The sequence below is a fragment of the Vibrio sp. HI00D65 genome (assembly GCF_001635455.1).
Classification (GTDB): Bacteria; Pseudomonadota; Gammaproteobacteria; order Enterobacterales; family Vibrionaceae; genus Vibrio.
This window is the reverse complement of record NZ_LWEH01000150.1, coordinates 57211-77825: the sequence shown is the minus strand read 5'-3', so window position 1 is coordinate 77825 and position 20615 is coordinate 57211. Positions and strand designations below refer to the sequence as shown.

The 20615-nt window shown below is 43.6% G+C and carries 20 protein-coding genes and 3 pseudogenes; 9 read left to right on the top strand and 14 right to left on the bottom strand.

Annotation, left to right across the window (positions count from 1 at the left end):
• Nucleotides 1-35: 35 nt before the first annotated feature.
• The 3 genes from A3712_RS12915 to A3712_RS12905 all read right to left on the bottom strand — a co-directional run bounded on the left by A3712_RS12915 (nt 36) and on the right by A3712_RS12905 (nt 1872).
• Entirely contained in the window at nt 36-662 is a 627-nt protein-coding gene (locus A3712_RS12915; protein WP_063523774.1) for a LysE family translocator, read from the bottom strand.
• Nucleotides 663-768: 106 nt separating this feature from the next.
• The gene (locus tag A3712_RS12910) at nt 769-1236 is read right to left on the bottom strand and encodes a GNAT family N-acetyltransferase (protein WP_063523773.1); all 468 of its coding nucleotides are present in this window, start codon (nt 1234-1236) and stop codon (nt 769-771) included.
• A 165-nt stretch (nt 1237-1401) separates the two neighbouring features.
• Entirely contained in the window at nt 1402-1872 is a 471-nt protein-coding gene (locus A3712_RS12905; protein WP_082856238.1) for a GNAT family N-acetyltransferase, read from the bottom strand.
• A gap of 376 nt (nt 1873-2248) precedes the next feature.
• Here A3712_RS12905 and A3712_RS28305 point away from each other — a divergent pair.
• Nucleotides 2249-2621: pseudogene (locus tag A3712_RS28305) on the top strand (site-specific integrase); the annotation flags it as partial.
• Nucleotides 2622-2742: 121 nt separating this feature from the next.
• On the opposite strand, the gene A3712_RS12900 reads toward A3712_RS28305, so the two are convergent.
• The 4 genes from A3712_RS12900 to A3712_RS12885 form a co-directional block, all read right to left on the bottom strand.
• Complete coding sequence (locus tag A3712_RS12900; RefSeq protein WP_063523785.1) at nt 2743-3786, bottom strand: GMP reductase; 1044 nt, start codon at nt 3784-3786, stop codon at nt 2743-2745.
• A gap of 790 nt (nt 3787-4576) precedes the next feature.
• Nucleotides 4577-5017, bottom strand: a complete 441-nt coding sequence (locus A3712_RS12895) for a PAS domain-containing protein (RefSeq protein WP_063523772.1) — start codon at nt 5015-5017, stop codon at nt 4577-4579.
• Nucleotide 5018: 1 nt separating this feature from the next.
• Nucleotides 5019-6023 (bottom strand): response regulator, encoded by a 1005-nt coding sequence (locus tag A3712_RS12890; RefSeq protein ID WP_063523771.1) that lies wholly within the window; start codon nt 6021-6023, stop codon nt 5019-5021.
• A 295-nt stretch (nt 6024-6318) separates the two neighbouring features.
• On the bottom strand, nt 6319-6558 hold the full coding sequence (locus A3712_RS12885; RefSeq protein ID WP_063523770.1) for a hypothetical protein: 240 nt from the start codon (nt 6556-6558) through the stop codon (nt 6319-6321).
• Between the two features lie 194 nt (nt 6559-6752).
• Here A3712_RS12885 and A3712_RS12880 point away from each other — a divergent pair.
• A pseudogene (locus A3712_RS12880) lies at nt 6753-7190 on the top strand (Spy/CpxP family protein refolding chaperone).
• A gap of 142 nt (nt 7191-7332) precedes the next feature.
• Here the strand turns inward: A3712_RS12880 and A3712_RS12875 are convergent.
• The gene (locus tag A3712_RS12875; RefSeq protein WP_063523769.1) at nt 7333-8685 is read right to left on the bottom strand and encodes an MATE family efflux transporter; all 1353 of its coding nucleotides are present in this window, start codon (nt 8683-8685) and stop codon (nt 7333-7335) included.
• Between the two features lie 100 nt (nt 8686-8785).
• Here A3712_RS12875 and A3712_RS12870 point away from each other — a divergent pair, with 100 nt between their 5' ends.
• Nucleotides 8786-9760 carry a LysR family transcriptional regulator gene (locus A3712_RS12870; RefSeq protein WP_063523768.1) on the top strand — a complete coding sequence of 325 codons (975 nt, stop codon included), beginning with the start codon at nt 8786-8788 and terminating at the stop codon, nt 9758-9760.
• A 105-nt stretch (nt 9761-9865) separates the two neighbouring features.
• Here the strand turns inward: A3712_RS12870 and A3712_RS12865 are convergent, their stop codons facing one another.
• Nucleotides 9866-11266 carry an alpha-amylase family protein gene (locus tag A3712_RS12865; protein WP_063523767.1) on the bottom strand — a complete coding sequence of 467 codons (1401 nt, stop codon included), beginning with the start codon at nt 11264-11266 and terminating at the stop codon, nt 9866-9868.
• 307 nt (nt 11267-11573) lie between these two features.
• On the opposite strand from A3712_RS12865, the gene A3712_RS12860 reads away from it, so the two are divergent.
• Nucleotides 11574-12473 carry a DMT family transporter gene (locus A3712_RS12860; RefSeq protein WP_082856237.1) on the top strand — a complete coding sequence of 300 codons (900 nt, stop codon included), beginning with the start codon at nt 11574-11576 and terminating at the stop codon, nt 12471-12473.
• 95 nt (nt 12474-12568) lie between these two features.
• On the opposite strand, the gene A3712_RS12855 is transcribed toward A3712_RS12860, so the two are convergent.
• On the bottom strand, nt 12569-12988 hold the full coding sequence (locus A3712_RS12855) for a VOC family protein (RefSeq protein ID WP_063523765.1): 420 nt from the start codon (nt 12986-12988) through the stop codon (nt 12569-12571).
• Between the two features lie 482 nt (nt 12989-13470).
• On the opposite strand from A3712_RS12855, the gene A3712_RS12850 reads away from it, so the two are divergent.
• Both A3712_RS12850 and A3712_RS12845 read left to right on the top strand, forming a co-directional pair.
• Nucleotides 13471-13740 carry a DUF3081 domain-containing protein gene (locus A3712_RS12850; RefSeq protein ID WP_063523764.1) on the top strand — a complete coding sequence of 90 codons (270 nt, stop codon included), beginning with the start codon at nt 13471-13473 and terminating at the stop codon, nt 13738-13740.
• 6 nt (nt 13741-13746) lie between these two features.
• Nucleotides 13747-14358, top strand: a complete 612-nt coding sequence (locus A3712_RS12845; RefSeq protein WP_082856236.1) for a CIA30 family protein — start codon at nt 13747-13749, stop codon at nt 14356-14358.
• A gap of 135 nt (nt 14359-14493) precedes the next feature.
• Here the strand turns inward: A3712_RS12845 and A3712_RS12840 are convergent, their stop codons facing one another.
• Nucleotides 14494-15519, bottom strand: coding sequence for a zinc-binding alcohol dehydrogenase family protein (locus tag A3712_RS12840; protein ID WP_063523762.1), 1026 nt, complete (start codon nt 15517-15519; stop codon nt 14494-14496).
• 200 nt (nt 15520-15719) lie between these two features.
• Here A3712_RS12840 and A3712_RS12835 point away from each other — a divergent pair, with 200 nt between their 5' ends.
• The gene (locus A3712_RS12835; RefSeq protein ID WP_063523761.1) at nt 15720-16652 is read left to right on the top strand and encodes a LysR family transcriptional regulator; all 933 of its coding nucleotides are present in this window, start codon (nt 15720-15722) and stop codon (nt 16650-16652) included.
• A gap of 121 nt (nt 16653-16773) precedes the next feature.
• Here the strand turns inward: A3712_RS12835 and A3712_RS12830 are convergent, their stop codons facing one another.
• The 3 genes and pseudogenes from A3712_RS12830 to A3712_RS12820 all read right to left on the bottom strand — a co-directional run bounded on the left by A3712_RS12830 (nt 16774) and on the right by A3712_RS12820 (nt 18770).
• Nucleotides 16774-17154, bottom strand: coding sequence for a hypothetical protein (locus tag A3712_RS12830; RefSeq protein WP_004737837.1), 381 nt, complete (start codon nt 17152-17154; stop codon nt 16774-16776).
• 129 nt (nt 17155-17283) lie between these two features.
• Nucleotides 17284-17577: pseudogene (locus tag A3712_RS12825) on the bottom strand (ferric citrate ABC transporter ATP-binding protein FecE); the annotation flags it as partial.
• A gap of 5 nt (nt 17578-17582) precedes the next feature.
• Nucleotides 17583-18770, bottom strand: a complete 1188-nt coding sequence (locus A3712_RS12820; RefSeq protein ID WP_063523760.1) for a benzoate/H(+) symporter BenE family transporter — start codon at nt 18768-18770, stop codon at nt 17583-17585.
• Between the two features lie 102 nt (nt 18771-18872).
• Here A3712_RS12820 and A3712_RS12815 point away from each other — a divergent pair, with 102 nt between their 5' ends.
• Nucleotides 18873-19433: a helix-turn-helix domain-containing protein gene (locus tag A3712_RS12815; protein WP_063523759.1), complete on the top strand. Its 561-nt coding sequence runs from the start codon at nt 18873-18875 to the stop codon at nt 19431-19433.
• Nucleotides 19434-19521: 88 nt separating this feature from the next.
• Nucleotides 19522-20361 (top strand): patatin-like phospholipase family protein, encoded by an 840-nt coding sequence (locus A3712_RS12810; protein ID WP_063523758.1) that lies wholly within the window; start codon nt 19522-19524, stop codon nt 20359-20361.
• Nucleotides 20362-20615 lie beyond the last annotated feature (254 nt).

The following is a 20615-nucleotide window of genomic DNA, read 5'->3' as shown; positions in this document are numbered from 1 at the left end:
GGATAGTTGCATTTCAAACTTGTACTAATTCACAATTATCTATGAGTTGACATTACCAAAGCTGCACCAGCACTGATAAATGTAGTTCCAAACACCTTTCCGATAGTGCTCCCTGATACAAAGCTTTTAGCCCCAGCTTTTAACTTCTGACTCAAAAAAGAGTATGAGAGTAGACACAAAAATGAACACATCATAAGGGTAGTAACTAGTATTGAAAATTGATTAAACAAAGACTCTGAGGCATTAATGAACTGTGGAAAAAGTGCAGATGTAAATATAATTGCTTTAGGGTTTGTTAGTGAAATGAGAAGCCCTTGAGAATAAAGGCTCCGAGCACTAAATTTTTTTGGGTATGTGCTGTCGGCTGTTTTTAGTTTTACGCCATTACGCCATAATTTTACTCCCATATATAAGAGATATAACGCCCCAATTACTTTTATGATCGTAAAAGCTGTCGAAGAAACAATCACTAGCGCGCTTAATCCCAATATAGAGAAAGTAGACATAATAAATAGTCCAGTCACATTACCCGCCGCGGTAATAAGAGCACGTAGAGCCCCAAACTGTAGACTATGCGTTGATACTAGCAATATCGCAGGACCAGGGATTGCTGCTGCAATAAATGCAATTGAGCAAAAAGCTAACCAATTTTCAAAATTCATGATATTTCCTATTAAGAGAAAAGAAACGCAATACCAAAGCCAGCGTATCCCACCCTAACCATTCAAACCAACACATAGAAAAATACCACGCGTTGCGAGTCGTACTTCAAACTTGATACTTAAAGCGAAGCCGAAGTTGGTAAAAGTCTGTTTCATCGTGCTTAAGGTTCTTGCGCACGAACTCCCAACCATGGTGCTTATAGAATGTGAGAGCTCGATGGTTAGTTCGGCTTACTGAGAGTACAGCACGTAAACAACCCACTTTACTCAAAGTGCTTACAATATAATCGTGCACTTTTGGGGCGAGTCCTGACCCACGAAAATTCGACTTCAAGTAAATGAGGTGAGCATAGCCTGTCCCCGGCTCAGGTGAGAAGCTACGAAACACTAACTGCCCTGCAAGCTGGCCATCCACAAATATATGGATATAGAACCATCTTGATGTTGCTAACCTGTCTAATACTCGTTCGCGATAACCAAAGATGAAGTCATCGAAACCATCGTAATGTCCAAAACTACAAAAATATGCATCTTTTCTTGCAGCAACGCATAATTCAAAATCATCAGTGTTTATCTGCTGATAAAGTAATCTCCATACTTAACATGTCCTTCAAGCACATGACATTCAATCATGGGATAAGCAACGTAATATCAGGGCCGCCCACCGCATAACGCCATAAAGACCGAAACTAACGGGTAGTAAACTACCACGTGTCACGAATCATTCTTAAACAAATTTTTAGCAATCAAACTCTAGCACCATTGGAATATCAACCATTCCTTGGCGATTTCTAACGCCTTCTTTGCGTTTAAAACCAAAACGCAAATATACGCTTTCCGCATTTACCGCAGAGTTAACCGTGAATAGACCGCTATTGCCACTTTCTAATACTTTTTGTTTAACAGTTTCCCATAATTGACGGGAGAGCCCATGACCTTGAAAATCATCATCTACGAATAGATGGTACAGATGTGACTTGTCTCGTACTCCAGCCACACCAACGACTTCATTATTCTCGGTTACTGCAACAACATAGTCATGGTTTGTAGACAGATATTTTTCCATGTTTTTCTCTGACATTGAATCGAGCAAAATACTGTGTACCGACACATCACAAGTTGGGCAAACATATTTGTTTGTTAAAGGTAAGATCAACTCACTGATTGCCTTTGCATCACTAATTTCTGCATTCCTGATATTGATGCTCACTATTCCCCCCCTGATTGCTAATCGCTTTCTATCTATTAAACCGATACCAGAGAAGATACACATTTACACTCAACACGATCAATACGTCCTCTGTAGCTTATGCTTTATCACTTCACAAAATACAGAATTCTTATGCATAATAGCCCTAAAGCTATGGCTCATCTGGGGTTAATACGCCCATTGTGGAAGGCATAAAGACGGCCTCTAAAACGATAGAACTGTATAAACCCTCATTATAATTATGTATCGTGGGCTTTTCATTTCGATAGCTTTAAGGTATGGCATGAGAGAGATTTGCTAAGAGTGTGACGATGAAGCCGGCATAAATAAGACGTATTTCGGCAACTTATATTTTAGCTGTAGTGGCGAGTGCTACCTTAAAGGCTCTCAGTCAAGCAAACATGCACTAACGCTCACCAACACTCGACAAAAAAGATCGCTCTTTGCCTATCTCTGAAGCGCCTTGCAACAAGATCTGTAAACCTAAGTCGGGCAGACCATGCAATCAATGCTATGCCCCTTTCTGCTACATCCTGAAGAACAAACTCGCCATAAGCCTCCTTTATGGTCAAGCATCCACCGTTTTAAGACATTCATCTACTAGCCACTTTATAATGAATAGAGGGAACATTTTAGTTTTGCGCGATATTCTTGGTTATGCCGATATCAGTATGACAATGCGCTATGCCCACTTCGCACCAGAGCATCTATCTGAGTCAATTATCCATAACCCTCTTTCAAACCTGTAGCCTGCCGCCAGAAAATTTTTGCTCGGCTGTCGCCACTTTGTCGCAATTGCTAAATTTCAGGTAAAAAAAGAGCCACTTTAAAGTGGCTCAATTCTTAAAGATTTAACAGTTGTTTTAAACGTTACTCTTTACCGAATACGTTGTTCTCTTGCTCTTGTACACGGATGAAAGTCGTACGCTTAGTTAGCTCTTTAAGCTTCGCTGCGCCTACGTATGTACAAGTTGAACGAACACCACCAAGGATGTCTGAAATCGTGTCATGAACGGTGCCACGGAACGGAAGTAAAACAGTTTTACCTTCAGCTGCACGGTACTTAGCAACACCACCTGAGTGCTTGTCCATCGCCGACTGTGAAGACATGCCGTAGAACTTCATGAATTGCTTGCCGTCTTTCTCAACAACTTCACCACCTGACTCTTCGTGGCCTGCTAGCATACCGCCTAGCATTACGAAGTCAGCACCGCCGCCGAACGCTTTAGATACGTCACCAGCACATGAACAGCCACCGTCACCGATGATCATACCACCAAGGCCGTGAGCAGCATCGCCACACTCGATGATTGCAGAAAGTTGAGGGTAACCTACACCAGTTTTAACACGTGTAGTACAAACTGAACCTGGGCCGATACCAACTTTAACAATGTCTGCGCCAGCTAGGATTAGCTCTTCAACCATATCACCTGTTACAACGTTACCAGCAGAGATTACTTTGTCTGGGAATTCTGCACGTACTTTTTGTACATACTCAACTAGGTGCTCTGAGTAGCCATTAGCGATATCAATACAGATAAATACGAAATCTTCGCTAAGCGCCATGATTTGCTTAGTTTTCTCAAACTCAGCTTCAGAAGTACCTGTTGATACAAATACGTTGTTCAGCGTTTTCTTGTCTGCTGTTTTTGCGAACTCAGCCCACTGCTCTACTGTGTAGTGCTTGTGTACTGCAGTCATTACACCGTGCTCTGCTAGAGCCGCTGCCATTTCGAAACTTGCTACCGAATCCATGTTCGCTGCGATTACTGGTACACCAGACCATTGACGACCGCTATGCTTGAATGTAAACTCGCGGGTTAATTCAACTTGAGAACGACTTTTAAGAGTAGAACGCTTCGGGCGGAATAATACATCTTTGAAGCCTAACTTAAGTTCTTGTTCGATACGCATGATAATTTGTCCTGTAATCATATTACGTGTCGTGCGTTTTCGGTAAGCGTTGGCAGACGCTTTACTGAGTTTCGGACACAAAAAAACCGGAGCGTTGGCAGACGCTCCGGTTTTCAGCATTATAGGCTGTGATTTACTAACAGCAAGTCTGATATTTCATTTTTTTTTGTGCTATCCTCTCAAAGATTCCATATCTGGTAAAAGCTCCCCGCTCCTACTTTTCGACTAAATTCATAGTAATTAATAACTTAACAACACATTCACGCAAACGCAGTCGGCTTATTACGCAAACGTTTTCCCTTTAGATTCGGCGAAAAAATCTGCTATCAGGCAAATTTGTGAAAAAAGTGCCCTTTAATTACATAAAAATCACACTTTTCTTTAATCAAAAAATGCATTTTTTCTTAAATAATTTCATTTTTTCTGACTTTGTTCGCTTCCCGAGCCGATCTCAGCCCTCTTTTATCAGCCCTAAAATTTATAAAGTGTAAGGGCAAGTTCGATTAGTACGCCCGAAACTTGGATGAGCGGACTGAAATCGACAAAATATGGCAGGTTCGATGTGCTTATTGATGAGGTTCCAGCGGGGACAAACCGCTGTTGATAGAGCTAAATAATAACTCGACTAAAGTTAACGAACGCAGAACGCCTTCTTTAGTTTGAAATCATTACTACAAAATCAGATACAAAAATGGCCAAAGGGATTCACCTTGGCCATTTTTTATTGGTGTTCAGCTTACTCTTCTATGCTTGAGGCTCTGAGGCGATTCATCTTTACCTGAAAGGTATGTTAAGCCTTTTCCTGAAACATAAGAGCTTCTACTGTCGCATCCTGAATAGACAAGAACAATGATGTCACTTGTCCAGTTGGAGAACGCATTGGGTTAAGCGTGACGTTCTGATACATAAAGTCCGCTTGCTGAGTTACTGGCCTCACGTTGCGGCACTTAAACAGGTAAGGCCTTTGTTGCCAAGTAATAAAGCTACGACAGCCTAAGTCATAAACCGGTTTTGTTTTAAGCCTAAACCACTCTTCTGGGATTTCAGGAAACAGTTCAAAGATCGACTTACCAATCGCGTCGTGCGATTGCTTGCCACTATGGTGCGTCATGAAACCGTTCCACACTTGCACCTCAAAATCTCGATTGATGACCACCAGCCCCATATCGACGTTTTGAACCATGTCTACCATCCAGTGAAACTGTTCGAATTCAGCAGGAAGATTCAGCATATTAAAACTCCTCCATTAGGTAGGCCAATTTGTTGTCTAGAAGAGGCAGAGACTCATCAACAAACATAAATAGAAGGTCGCAGCGAATAGAAGTGCCATCAATGTTGTAACTGACTTCAAAAGTCATGGTCTTCTTAAACGATCCACTCGTGTTTTCGATAACAGAGTCAATTGAGATATGTTGACCTAGCAGAACAGGCGAGCTTTGGAAGAATCGAACCTCAGATTGCTCTCCTAACCCATTCAAGAAAGAGCCCACAAGGATGTTAGATACATCCATCAGCAGTTCTAACTCTTCCAGCTCTTCGCTTTCAGTCGGAACTTTCATGAGCTTTTTAAGATCGCTCACGCTCGAGTCACTTAATAAGACTAACGCTTCACCGGCAATACCTTCCCCACTGAAGCCTTGGCAAACACCCGATACTTGGTCGTTGTCAGCTAAGTCACGAAGCGCCATGTGCAACTCGCTCACTTCGAAGATATTCACGTTTGGTAGAGGTAGGTGAACGAATACATTGAAATGACGCGCCAATGCATCTGCTGCTCGACCGATCGCCACGTTCGCAACTTCCATATAGATGTCACGTCGGCGCAGAATTGGTAACTCTAGCGGTGCTGGCGTAATAAGTTGTGGCTGTTTAGGCGGCTCAACATGCTCACGTAGAATTGCTTTAAGTGCTTCTTGATCGATTGGCTTTCGCAAAAACGCTTTCGCGCCAAGGTCCAACACCTTTTGTTGCGCTTTAGGTTGGATGTCACCGGAAACTACGACAACTGGCGTGGTATCGCCTAATCGCTTCATCTCTTCCAATGTGCCATAGCCATCGAGTTCTGGCATGGTCAGGTCGAGGAACATCAGTTTAAACTGGTTTTTAGCTAGCTCTTCAAGTGCATGAAGCCCATGAATAGCAAAGGTTATATCTGCATTTAGAGAACTAGGCAGTGATCGAGCCATCTGCTTCCGTGCTAACGCAGAATCATCACATATAAGAACTGGGAACGACATAAATGCACCACTGATAAATCAAAGCTAATTCGAACGAGTGTAACAGATCATTATGGTATCAGGTACGGGATGAATAGATTTATATATCGATTATTAATAAGAATGATAAGACGGACGGGTGAGCGATTATTCTGAGTGATTCTTCAAGCAAAACAATATACTACCAAGGCTATAGCAACGAAGGTTACTGAGCCCCAATAATTACTTTTAATGAAGCTCAGCATTGCCGGTTAACACCACCGTCCATCAAAGCAGTGGTGTGTCGATAACTTGCCTTAGTAAGGAAGAGTCATAACTAGTAGCTCGGCCACAAGATAAGCAGTGCGAATCGAATGATCACCGCAAACACTAATAGTGCGATCCCTAAGCGATACCACTTGTACTCTCCAACACTCATTGGAATACGTTTATAAAACATAGTGATCACACCTTTCCAATCACTACTGCGTTTTCCATACTGCATCACACTCGTTAAGACAAACAGTGCACCAAGTACTAACATTCCCTTCTCAGCCCAGAACAATCCAACTTCCATTTGTATATTCCTTGATATAACGGTGAGCGACTCGGATCATTTTAGTCAGCTTTGTTCGATGTTTCTGTAAGACCAAGGTCTAACGCGCTTTAGCCAATCATCTAGGCTTAGCAACGAACTTAACTGAACGACATGTTCATATCGAGTTCAGCTTGCTCATCTATACTCTTGTTTCCACCAACAGGAGAAATTCAATGAAATCACTGAAAAAGTCACTTTGTGTATTAACTGCTTCAGCTTTGCTTGTTACTGCTCCGTTTGTGAGTGCATCGTCACCACAACAACCAACACAGCCAGCACTCAGCCCGCTACAAATGGTTATTGCTTCCTTGAATCTAACTGAAGAGCAACAAGCAGAAGTGTTCTCTCTTGTTCAAGACTAACAAACAAGCAGAACAGAAATTGATATGGACAGCGCGATTGAGTTGAAGAAAAAACAGATCGCCCTAGTGACTCAGCCTGAGTTCGATGAAGCTGAAATGGAAAAGGTTATCGAGACCGTTCAAGCCACTGAAAAGTCGATGGTGATGCAAGAGATGCGTCTTAAGAACAACATCTATAACTTGTTAACTGATGAACAAAAAGAGCAGTTTAAAACCATGATGAGGTCAGCGCTCTCTGGTGGACAGTAAGCACCCAACGGTTGAACCTGGCTATCCATAGCCGCTCCCTGATTCCTGATATTGATTCACTCCCCCATGAATCAAGTTAGATCAACAAAAGCCACAGTACTATCTGTGGCTTTTTGTTGTCGATAATAATTTCACTAAAAAGTTAGGAGGAAGCTGAGCAACCGATATTTAGAGCCTTGCTATTTTTGTTAAGCACAACCATCAAATGGATAAGCAGCAGAATACCTGTCACTCCTAAACCAACACCAATTCCCCCCCAGATTCCGGCCAATTCAAACTTGGGCATTAAGTACCAAGCTGCAGGTAAGCCAAATACCCAGTAACCAATCGCCGTCATCACCGTAGGCATAGAGACAATCTTCATCCCTCTAAGCAGGTTGATTGCTAACAACTGCCAAGCATCAACTATAAAGCAGAGTGCAACAACCCAGATAACAGAGGCCAGTAGCGATGTCATTGCTCCGGTACCATCATCAAGCTTGAAGATAGAAGCTATCATTTCCGGCCATAAGATAAAGACAGCCGACAGCGCCACACTCAACACCGACACTAACATGAAGCTTTGAATCGAGGTTCGTTTGATTCCTTCATAGTTGCCCGATCCGTAATCACGACCAACTAGAATTGCCGCAGCTTGCGAGAATCCGAAATTGAAGTTCCAAGTAAAACTCAAGCATTGCAGTAAGATTTGGTGCAGCGCTAGAGAAGCGATACTAATGGTCCCTGCCATCAAGGTGCCACCATAAATCAAACCATGCTCAAGCAACGCTGCAATCGCGATAGGTAAGCCCATCAATAGCAAAGGGCTCATAAGCTTAATAGAATACTCCTCTGTATGTAGCCAAGGGGCAAACTGTTTGAATTCGTCACGCTTGAATACCCAAACCGTGTAACCAATCATCACCATAAATGCCGCGCTCGCGGTGCCTAACCCAAGCCCTGTTAATCCCATTTCCAATGTAAAGGTTAAGAAATAACTCACTGGAACATTCAGAATTACCGTGATTATCGACATAACTAAAATAGAACGCACATTGCCAAACGCACTGGTTAAGCCACGCAACACCAATAAGATTAGCGAAGGCAACATCACCCATTTTAGAGCGTGCACGTATTCCATCGCTAGGGTAATCACTTCCTGTGGTTGCTTGGCAGCTTCTAATACCAAGGGGGCTAACCAGAAACTTGCCATTAAGAGCGCACTAAGTACAAACGCCAACATGGTTGCTCCTTTCACTGCCAACCGAATTTGGCTATTACCAAATTCAGGGCGAGCCACTCGTTGACCATAAGCGATCGCAATCAAATTCGCGACACAGCCCACCGTGCTACTCGCAATAATAAAGATAAAGAAGTAGATAGAAGCGCCTAAGCCACCAGCCGCAAGGGCTGACACGCTGATTCGCGACATCATCCAAACGTCAGTAAGGACTAAAGCCATGGATATCAGCTGTGAAATGATCAAAGGGAATGCAAGAGTGAGTATTTTTTTCATGAGCGCCTCGGTTAATTTCGACCAAAATACGATCGATGGGACTAGCGTTCAATTGATAAATTTGCGACTCTAACATTCCAAAAACTCATGCGATTGAATTATGACCCCATATCCTAACCTGCCATCCTCACATAATGGCTTAAAAGCCTTCGAAGCGGCTGCAAGGCTGATGAGCTTTACACTCGCTGCCGATGAACTCAACGTGACACAGAGTGCAATTAGCCGTCAGATAAAACAGCTTGAAGATGAGCTGAACGCATCTTTGATCATTCGTAAACATCGAGCGATTGAATTAACAGAGCAAGGTCATGATTTGTATACCGCTTTGCGAGAAAGCTACGGCAGTATCGAATCGGTTATCGCATCTTGGAGAGAACCAAAACAGAAACGTATCGTGATCAAGGCAACCCTGAGTTTTGCTACGCGCGTGTTAATCTCTAAGGTTCGTGAATTAAACGAGCGTTACCCAGATTACGAGATCGTGATTGTTCCTGTGATTGAAGAAGATGAAGCCATTAACAGCAGTGAGTATGACCTGTTGATCTTCCATACTCGATTCAAAAGCCGCTATGACAACGCTCCTGACATCACTTTCTTGCGTGAAGAGTTTATGGCGCCCGTGTGCTCCACAAGCTTAACCAATGCTTTAGGTTTGACTAAGAAAGATACCGACCTCGATTCGATCTTAACCATGCCAAGGCTTCACCCGACTTTAGATCACCATGATTGGAAGGTATGGCTGGCCGATGTTGAATCGCCACCAACAAAGCCCGTTAGAAATACCAGCTTCCTATCTTTGGATATGGCGCTCAGTGCCTGCCTATCTGGTGAAGGCGTCACGGTAACCGATCTGCTTTTGGTTTTGCAGGATTTGCAACGAGGTTTCTTGCACTGCCCGCAAAATGCCAAGATTCAACACAGTGCTTGGACCTACTTCATCCACCAGCGTACTCACTCTGCAGTGATCAACAACTTGATTGAGTGGCTTAAACAAGAGACCAAAAACGAGATCGAGCTACTTAAGTCACTCTCCCAGCAAAATCATTGGTCAGGAGTGATTGAAGACCATCACTAGACACAAGCTTACGCCAAGTGAATAAGCCGCAACATGTGCTGCGGCTTATACTAATGAAGTCATCGCTCTTCGTTTAATGGGCTAAGTGGCTTAACTCGACAGCACTTACAACTTAAACATACGCGCACTGCGTGGTGGCAGGTTAAACGTATGGTAGCGAGAAGAAATGGTTTCTGTCGCGCTGCTTAATACGTCTTTGTATTGAACATGCCAATTGAACTCGTGTTGGTAAGTATCAACGGTCACGCCACGCGTTTCTCCACATTTGTTTATCCCAACTACCCCTTCTTTGCCACGCTTGAACAGCAAAGTGCACTGGTCACTTGAAATCATAGTCATTGTTTTGCCTTGCATCGCGTTATGGAAGCTCAACATGTTTTTCATTGTCTGGCTATTCCAAACATTACCCCAACGACCATTATCTTTATCTTCTGAATCAGGAAGATCATCACTGTAGATCAGTGGAGTGCCGCCATCTTTACCAAGGATATACGCGTAAGCAAGCTGCTCATCTTGAGGATCCATTATTTGGTAACGGAAGCCGTCGTTGGTTGGAATATCGTGTGTGATAGTAAAGGTAATGGCACGGCTATCAGGCAATGCTTGTCCGTAAGCTTGTGGATCGTGCAGTTGGTTTAAACCACCGCCCATAGAAAACGCCGAGCGAATCGAAGCAAACAGCGGGAAGTCATACGCTGAGTGGTTGGTGTTGTTCAAGTAAGGTGCTAAGAAAGACTCGTAGCCACTGTTGCCAGCCCCATCATTGGTAATCACCTCACCAAACACATGCATGTTCGATGTGATTTCAGCCGTAAATACTTGGTCGATTTGGTACTGGCTCATGTGTTTCACCGCATCAATACGGAGCCCCTTGATACCCATCTCTTTTAGCGCCTTCAAATACAAACGCTGCTGTGACACTACCCAGTTATTTGGGTCAAGATCAGGTAGCCCGGTATCGCCATCAGCACCACACAAACGCCAGTATTGAACATGCCCAGGCTCATCCCAATCCCAAATACAACCAGCCGCATGAAAATCGTTCGCCGAGACAAAACCTTGCGCTAAGTTGCCGAAAAGAGTCTGGTCAGCATAGTAGCTTGAGCGGCTGGCATACTCGTTTAGCACTTCTGTACCAGGGTAGTTTAAGTCACTTCGCTTCCAGCTTTCATTCGCCATGTGGTTAAGTACAACATCCGCGTAAACATCAACACCGACACTTTTCAGTGCAGCAATCATTGCTGCTAGGTCTTGTTTATTCCCCAATGGAGAATCAATCGTGCGTAGATCTTGTGGTTGATAACGCGCCCACCATTGGGTGCCACTGGATTTCATCGCGGGAGCAACTAACACTTTTTTATAGCCAGCTTCGGCTATTTGATTAGCGTTGGCAGTTACATCTGAATACTTCCAATTGAATGCATGCAAAATTGTGTCGGCATAAGTCGCTGAACTAAAAGAGCAAAACGCAAGTGTGGATATGAGTAAGGTATTTATTGGCTTCATAGAACATATCTCTCATTACAAATTCACAAGAATGATATGAGTGAGAAGGATAATTAAAACGCCCTATAAATCAGAGTTGGATTAGCGTCACCTTCTGTTGATGTTGATTTTATAAAATTGAGTTATGGTCGATATTATGTGAGGCAAAATGTGATGTGCGTTTTGCGGTACATTGACGTATCCGTGACTAGTAGAAGATTAGAAATGAGAATTAATTGAATCAAGTTGACGAGAAAAAGACAAAGGCTTTGGTCGGGTCTTCTAAACTAAGCTATGATTCCTTTTCCCTCAACCGATTGATATTTTTATGCCTTCTTTCTCTTTTACAATGATCCCCGTTGGGGTTCGATTCATGCTCCTCTCCGCTTTTGGATTCGCACTGATGTCAGCCTGTGTGAAATACATCAGCAACTATGGCATACCTGTATTTGAGATCGTTGCGGCAAGGGCGTTAGTGTCTTTGATCATTAGCTATATCGACGTAAAACGAAAAGGCATTTCTATCTGGGGTAACAACAAACCACTATTGTTTGTTCGCGGTGCAGTCGGCACAGCAGCGCTGATGTGTGTGTACTACGCGGTAACAACTTTACCGTTAGCAGAAGCAACCATTCTACAGTATGTACACCCCGTATTTACGGCCTTGCTTGGCGTGTTATTCCTCAAAGAACACGTCCAAAAATCGACTATGATTTGCATTGTGTTCTGTCTAGCAGGATTATTGGTGATGGTACAACCAAGTATGAGCAGCAATACAAGCAGCGAGTTACCGTTATTCAGCATTTTGGTGGCGTTACTTGGTGCATTTGGTAGCTCAATTGCTTACGTGATTGTGCGAAAACTGAGCCAAACAGAAGACAGCTCTGTCATCATCTTTTACTTTCCATTAGTGGCTCTGCCAATATCGACAGCGCTTATTTGGAACGACTTTGTAATGCCGAGCCTATTCTTAACCGTGATGTTGGTTTTGGTTGGGGTTTTCACTCAAATTGGCCAATACGGTTTAACCAAGGCAATGCAGACTCAAGCAGCAGGTAAAGCTTCGGCTTACTCATACGTTCAAATCGTCTTCTCAGCGCTGCTAGGTGTTTGGATCTTCAATGAGATACCTTCAATATGTACATATCTTGGTGGGGGTCTGATTGTCACTGGCGCGCTTATTAATGTGTTTGGGAAACAGCTATTGGTGCCGTTCAAAGCTAAGTAGAACACCGAACGAAAGAGCAGTTAGCTAATCGTTCTAAAAAGGCATTGTGGAGTGTTCCACAATGCCTTTTCAGTTTTTCCTGCCTAACAATTCAGCTAACTTGTAGCATTTCGTAGCTTAGGATCATCACTCAGATACTCAACGAACTCGACCTCAAAGCCAGCCGGGTCCACAAAATAAACGTTCTTGCGATAAGGTTCTTCGGCACCAAGTTTAGCAATAGGGAAGCCCGCATCGATAAGACGTTGAGTAACGCTTTCGATATTATTGGTCACATAAGCGAAGTGCGCGAGGCCAACAGAATGCCCATCTAAATCTCGATTCTCACCCTCACCATGATCACTCATTGCGATGTATTGATACTCATCTCCAAAGTGTAACCAGTTACGTGGCTTACCTGACCATTCGCCCTTTCCTTCATCACGGACATACCAATGAGGGAACGCCGCTTTGTAGAAAGTCAGCATTTCTGGGATGTCTTTAACGACTAAATTTACATGTTCAAGTTGGATCATTCTTCTCTCCTTAAAGTATTCTCGTAAGCAACGTTGCATATCCTAATACCTCAAGTTAAGTTGAGGTAAAGCGTTAATTTTCGGTTATTTCCAAATCGCTTTGTACAGCGAGAACCTTGATATATGCTGGTGATATAAATGTTCCTACCATTCAAGCCAAAAGTAACATATCGGCAAATTCGTTTTCAGTATTTTGCATCTCAACCACTTTCAAATATCCAAAACCACTTTCAAATATCCAAAAGTTGTACTGTCGTATTGAGTAATGACACCCTAATTAACAGCGTATTCTTACTCGTACCATTATTTAGTTCCATAATGACTTTTTTGTCACTTTTAAGCTGAAATTCACGCCACTGAAGTGGGAGCACAATCTAATAGTACTCGCGTCTCTCTTAGTGATCGGAACCAGCAAGCAAACCGTAACATTTAAAATACAATTACTTAGCTGTTTATTTCCGATAACACAGAGGGAGCAACACATGGACAACAGGATCACCATCATTGAGTTTCTTAGAGTATTCGAGTTCATTCGCTCTTCAGGTGAACAACTGAACAACAAATATCAAGTTGGAGAAATGATAGCTTGGCATGATTACGATGGTTATACCTGTTGGCTAAGCTACAAAGACGTCACCGTGACATTGATGTTTCATGGTTCGCTTAAAATTGAGTACGACAACGCGTCAAACTACTCTGAATTCATTGACCATTGCCTGGGAGTGCTCGCCATGGAACCTACTTCGGACTAATGAGTAATGGAGAAAATTATGAATGAGTCGAACTTCACAACGTCTTCATTGTGTAAACGAGCAACCCCTTTATGGTTAACCCTGAGCCTTTCTTTGTTATGGTTTGAAACGTCAGCAGCAGGAATAGAGATGATTGATTTCACGCAAGCGAGCGAACACCAGCAATGGTCTGCGATCAACGACAATGTAATGGGTGGCATTTCAATAGGTGGGCTCGTTTATGATGGCGAGCATAGCCTATTTAAAGGTGAACTATCATTAGAGAACAATGGTGGATTCAGCTCAATAAATCGCTCCCTTGAATCGTTAAATCACGCGGTGAATAACGTAGAGTTGGCTTTCGTTGGTGACGGACGCACCTACCAGTTAAGGTTCACCACATGGAAAGACGGACAGCGAACCAACTATAAGCATAGCTTTGAGACCAGCAAAGGTGAGCAGCTCAAGAAGGTGTTCAGACTAGAGGACTTTCAAGCCGTATTTAGAGGTCGATTACTCAACAATGCACCAGAACTCAAAGCTCAAAACATCAAACAGGTCGGTTTTTTGATTGCAGACAAGCAGACCTCACCCTTTGAGTTAAAACTGATTCAGATTCAATTCAAATCATCCCAATAAATTGAAGAGAGCACAGATGAACGAAGCCCCAGACACCGGTCGCTTTGCAAACAATGTCTGGGGCTCTTCTATTCAAGCGTTAAAACTCATCGAATGCTCAAGGGTTCAAACGCCTATATTCTAGGTCATTAACACTTAGTATTTGATGGCTGTTTTACCAATCGATGCGCTGCTTTCAATACGTCGGTGTGCCTCTTTCAGCGTACCAGAACTCAAACCATTCAGTGTTGTGGTTAGCGTAGATTTGATACGCCCCGCATCAATCAAGTTCGCCGTTTGGAACAAGATGTCTTGCTGCTTCTGAATATCGTCGGTGTTGAACAGCGAACGAGTAAACATCAACTCCCAAATGAAGCCTACTGACTTACCTTGTAGTGCCGACAGGTCAATCTCACTATCAAACTCAACAATCGAACTGATCATGCCTTGCGGCGCAATCAACTCTACCATCGCATCCCAGTGACCTTTTGTATCTGCAACATTAAAGATGTAATCCACATACTGGATACCTTGCTCTCGTACTGATTCAACCAAGTTACGGTGGTTCACTACGTGGTCTGCCCCCATGTCTCTTACCCACTGCTCGGTTTCAGGTCTTGACGCTGTCGCAATAACGTTAAGGTTGGTTAATTGCTTCGCAAGCTGAATTGTAATTGAACCAACACCACCAGCACCGCCAATGATCAGGATAGATTTTTTCTCTTCAGGACGAACACGCAGACGATCAAATAACGCTTCCCATGCAGTAAGCGTTGCAAGCGGCATAACAACCGCGGCTTCATCCGTTAAGCTTTGTGGCGCTTTAGCTGTGATACGATAGTCAACGGCTTGGTATTCTGCGTTAGCGCCCATGCGTGTTACGTCACCCGCATAGTAAACACGATCGCCTAACTCGAAGCCTTCAACGTTTGTGCCTTTGCCAACCACTTCCCCAACAGCGTCGTAGCCCAACACTTTTGGTTGCTCAATTGTCTTATCTTTTGCGTTGCGAATACGGATTTTCGCATCTGCAGGGTTGATAGAAGTCGCACTCACTTTTACCAGTAAGTCATTCTCTTTTAATTCCGGCAGGCTCGTTTCAAATTCAAACAGGCTTTCGGGTTCTGTAATCGCTAGCGACTGAGTAAATCCGATGGCTTTCATTGTAGATGGTAGTGACATGATGCTTCTCCTTAAATTCGATAATTGAATCTTAGAGATTTCTCACTTTAGATAAACAGCCTAATGTTTGAATTATTATCAAATTATTTTTGATAATAACGTGTGCGTATGCAAGAAAAATACTAAGATTAACCACAGTAAAATGCCCAATCTTATGGCAAACAGAGCAACCGATTCTTGGCTCAGAACAGGGAAATGAAATGCTTCTTGAAGACTTACAAGTAATTTTAAAGGTTGCGGAGTTTCGCAGTATCACAGCAGCCGCCACTAACCTAGACATGCGCACAGCAACGGCAAGTGCGGCGGTGAAACGCGTTGAAGCGGCACTCGGCGCAGAGCTTTTCGTAAGAACCACTCGTCATCTTCGCCTCTCTCCCGCTGGAGAACGATATTTACCAGATTGCGAACAAGCGTTGAAAATGCTGGACCAAGCGAAACTCAATATGCGCGAGGAGCTTGGTGTCATTGATGGCGAAATTCGAATCGCGCTTGCGTCTGATTTAGGCCGAAACCTCGTCATACCTTGGCTAGATGAGTTTCTATTTGATTACCCTCAAGCGACACTTCGAACGAGCATCAGCGATAGTAACATCGATTTTTATCGTGATTCTGTGGATATGGCGCTGCGTTATGGTTCACCGACTGATGCCAATATGTATGGCTTCAAAATTTGTGATGTGCCGAGAATCTTATGTGCTTCACCTGAGTATCTCGCAGAAAAAGGCCGCCCAGACCATCCAAGTGATTTGGCCGAGCACAACGGACTGCTGTATCAACTTCATGACATGTTGCAGGACGAGTGGGTATTTAGCGACGGAACCCAAAACCACAAAGTAAAGCTCAAAGGAAATCGTGCATCCAATGACGCTGACCTAGTTAGGCGATGGTGTGTTGCAGGAAAAGGCATCGCGATAAAGTCTTGTTTGGATATGTCGAGTCATTTGCTGTCTGGCGATGTGGTCAAGATCATGCCCAACTATGAGCCGACACCAACAGAGCTGTGGTTGGTATGCCCAAGCCGTCAATCCATCACGCCAACTGTTCGTCTACTAAGAGATTTATTCCGTGAGAAAACGACAGAGATCCTTTCCCAGCTAAATAAACAAGGTGCCATCAACAGCAAAGCATCTTAGTGCTGGATTTCAAAACTGGATACAAAAAAGGCGCTAGCGAACCATTGTTCACGAGCGCCTTTTGCGAATGACTTATCACTGACCATGACAAACCGATTCGCTTACTTTAGAAGGTACTTAGTTACTCTTCGATGATATCGCAATCAGCACAACACTGAAGCGCTACTTCATGTTCGAACTCAATTGTGTCTTTACCGTCCTCAAGCAGCTCTGCGATCTCGTCAGCGACTTCTTGCTCATCATCCGCCTCGATTTCGCCTTCAAGCTCTTCTTCTGAATAACCAAAGAAGTTCAACAGCAAGTACTCGCGAGCTTCTTCTTTAGTGCAAACAACGTTCGCAGTAAGGTCTGGGGTAATCTCACCTTGTGCTAGTGTTTCAGTCAGTTGCGCTAAAACCACCTCTTTCATCGCTGGCGTTAACCAACCAAGATCTGTGCTTACTGTCGTTTTTTTGCAGTCAAAACAAGGCAGTTGGTGAAAGTAGTATTGAAACGTAGTCATAGGTAATATCTTCTTTAAATGTTGTATAGCGAGATTATGCGCGTTTTGTAGCAAAATACTATCTCAATCACAACTCCGAATGAGTGGATAGCTAGCTGTCGGTCAATAATTGCTTCACACAATCACTACCTAAATCGCTACACACATCGGCGTATTTGAGATCGGATCGCGGAATACTTTCGCATTTAGGTCAAACACATTATCAAGTAACGCCTCTGTCATCACCTCGTCGGGCGAGCCTTCTGCCACAACACTACCCTGTTCTAACACCACCAAATGATCGCAGTAACGACACGCTTGATTTAGATCGTGCAGTACCACTACCACCGTTTTGCCTTTGGCGTTCATCTGTTGCATCAAGTTCATTAGTTCCACTTGATGCGACATATCTAAATAGGTGGTTGGCTCATCAAGCAGCATCATTAAGACTAAGCTTGTGAAGCTCTATTTTCCTCATTCGTTCTGATTTTATAATTGTGTAACCAGCAACAAAGTAATCCGATACAAAGCCCCCAAAATGCACTTCCGATGCCCAATAAATTCGTACCAGAAGCTGTAAATAAGAACGTAAACAACGCAGGCTCTCTGTAGTGGTTGTCTGTCATAGAAACCGCTAAGCAGTTCATCAATGTGGGCATCACCGCTAACCCCGCAACAGCGATGACTACCGCTGAAGGAACTGCGCTAAATAAAGACACAAATGACATCCCCATCACGCCAGCTAATAAATAGAACACGCCCATCGAAATGCCTGCCATATAACGTGTTTTAGGGTCCTCATCGGCATTAGGGCCCATACAGATCGCTCCGGTGATTGCCGCAAGGTTATACGCGAAGCCTCCGAGCGGCGCTAATAGTAACCCTGTCACACCTGTGGTAGTGATGATCTTCGATGAATCTACCTGATATCCGTTTGCTTTAAGTACAGCAAACCCCGGTAAGTTCTGCGAAGCCATGGTCACGATGAACAGCGGAATACCAACACTAAGCAAAGAAAAGAACTCGAAATCAGGCATGATGAATACCGGTGTAGTTAACTCCAGCGTGACTTGACTGACATCGAGCTTGCCATAACCAACGCACATCACCAAAGCAATGACGAAAATGCTTGGGATGAGTAAGTTTCCTAATCTCGATTTCGCCAAAACAAAAACGGCAAGCATGGCCGCCACTATCTGAACTTCTTCCATTAACGACGCAAACAAGCCCAAACCGAACTGCAATAAAATCCCCGCCAGCATGGCCGATGCAATCGATGTTGGGATCTGTTTCAGTACCCTTTCAAATATCCCAGCCATGCCTACTAGCGTGATCAACAACGAACTAAACAGGAATACAGCAACCGCCTGACTCATCGTCAGACCTTCAAGTGAAGTAATTAACAGTGCTGCTCCTGGTGTCGACCAAGCCGTCACGACCGGTTTCTTGTAGCACAAAGAGAGCAATATCGTGGTTGCCCCCATACCAATTCCCAACGCCCAGAACCATGACGCAACCTGCTCTTGAGTTGCTCCGGCACTCATCGCAGCCTGGTAAATAATCGCTGCAGCGCTTGCATACCCAATAAATACAGCAATAAACCCAGTACTGACGTGGGAAAATTTTAGCTTAGTCATGTTATTTCATTCCTATGTGCGTTATAACGTCCATAAGCTAAACCTAGCACTTGTGCGCTATAACGCACAAGCTATTTATAGAAAAAATCTTGTAGAAAAAGTATGCAAAAAGAAATTAAAATCGGTAAAAATTTGAAACGCCTGCGCCAAGAAAAGGGCTGGAGCCTAGATAAAGCAGCAAAAGCGACAGGCGTAAGTAAAGCAATGTTAGGTCAAATTGAACGTGGGGAATCCAGTCCCACCGTCGCTAAGCTCTGGCAGATCGCATCTGGGTTTGAAGTGTCATTTTCCAGTTTCATAGCAGAAAGTTCGAACAATGAACTGACGAGTTTATTCAGAGATGCAAACGAGCTAAGGCGTGAGGAGTATAACGTTGGTTTCTTCGTCAGTTTGTTATTTCCTTTTGAAGAAGCATTAGGGTTTGAGATCTTCGAGCTAACCCTCGCACCTGGCTATCAGCATGAATCCGACCCGCATAATACTGGCGTTACCGAGCATATATTATGTATCTCAGGAGTGATGGCCGTGCTTTATGATGGTGAATGGCAAACATTACAGGCAGGGCAAGCGGTTCGCTTTAATGCTAACCAGAAGCACGGATATAAAAACCTCGGTAAAGACAATGCGGTGTTCCATAACGTCATCCACTACCCTGAAAAATAGAGGTTAACCTACACATCCGACCATTTATCAAGTATTAATAACAGTTGAAAAGATATGCATCTATTAGAATTAGGGAGCCCATAATCAAATGACACTAAAATCAAAACATGCCCTAGTTGTTGAAGGTGGTGCAATGCGTGGCATCTTTGCCGCTGGGGTACTAGATGGCTTTATCGACCACCAATACAACCCGTTTGATTTCTGCATCGGCGTCTCTGCGGGATCAACCAATTTAGCCTCTTGGTTATCTAACCAACGCGGCCGAACCTATACCATTATTTCCGACTACTCATGCCAACCTGAGTTTATTAACTTCAAAAAGTTTGCCAAAGGTGGACACTTACTTGACCTCGACTGGCTTTGGGATCATATCGCACTGCACTATCCATACGATATGGAAGCCTTCGGTAAACAACCGCTCCCTTTTCAAGTCGTGACCACAGATGTTGAAACAGGAAAACCACTCTACACGCAGGGTGAAAAAGATAACCTAGAAGAACTCCTCAAAGCTTCCTGCTCTGTTCCTATGGCCTACCGCACGCCTCTGAGAGTAAACGGTCGAAAGATGATAGATGGTGGTGTGGTCGATTCCATTCCTGTGATTGAAGCTTATAAGCAAGGAGCGAAACAGATCACGGTGATCCTCTCGCAAAAGCAGGGTTACAAAAAGCGCCCACCGAAAGCACCTTGGCTATTACGCCGCATGATGAAAGAGACACCGCAACTGGCTGAGGCCATGATCACGCGTGCAGAGCAATACAATCAAACCTTAGAGTTTATTGAGAGCCCACCTGATGATTGCACCATTAAGGTTATCGTGCCGGACGATAGTTTTGCTGTCGGAAGATTAACCACAGATAAAGACAAACTTGAAGCCGGTTACCAAATGGGGCTTAAGGCAGCAGAGCGATTCGTTACACAAACATAAAGCAGTTACTGAATGCTAAGTAGCTGGATTTAATCCCCCCTGCTCTCTAGCTGTAAAACAAAAAAGCGATCCACTTGGGCTCGCTTTTAAGTATTTGGTTTTAAGCTAAATTACAGAAGTTCTACCGACTGTTGAAGAATAATTTAGTAACTGAAGGTTTTGGAAAAAAGTGTATCAACGACCTTGCTAAATTAGTAAGAAATGAATAACCACTGGTATGGAAAAGTAAAAGAGCCTCATGACATCATGAGGCT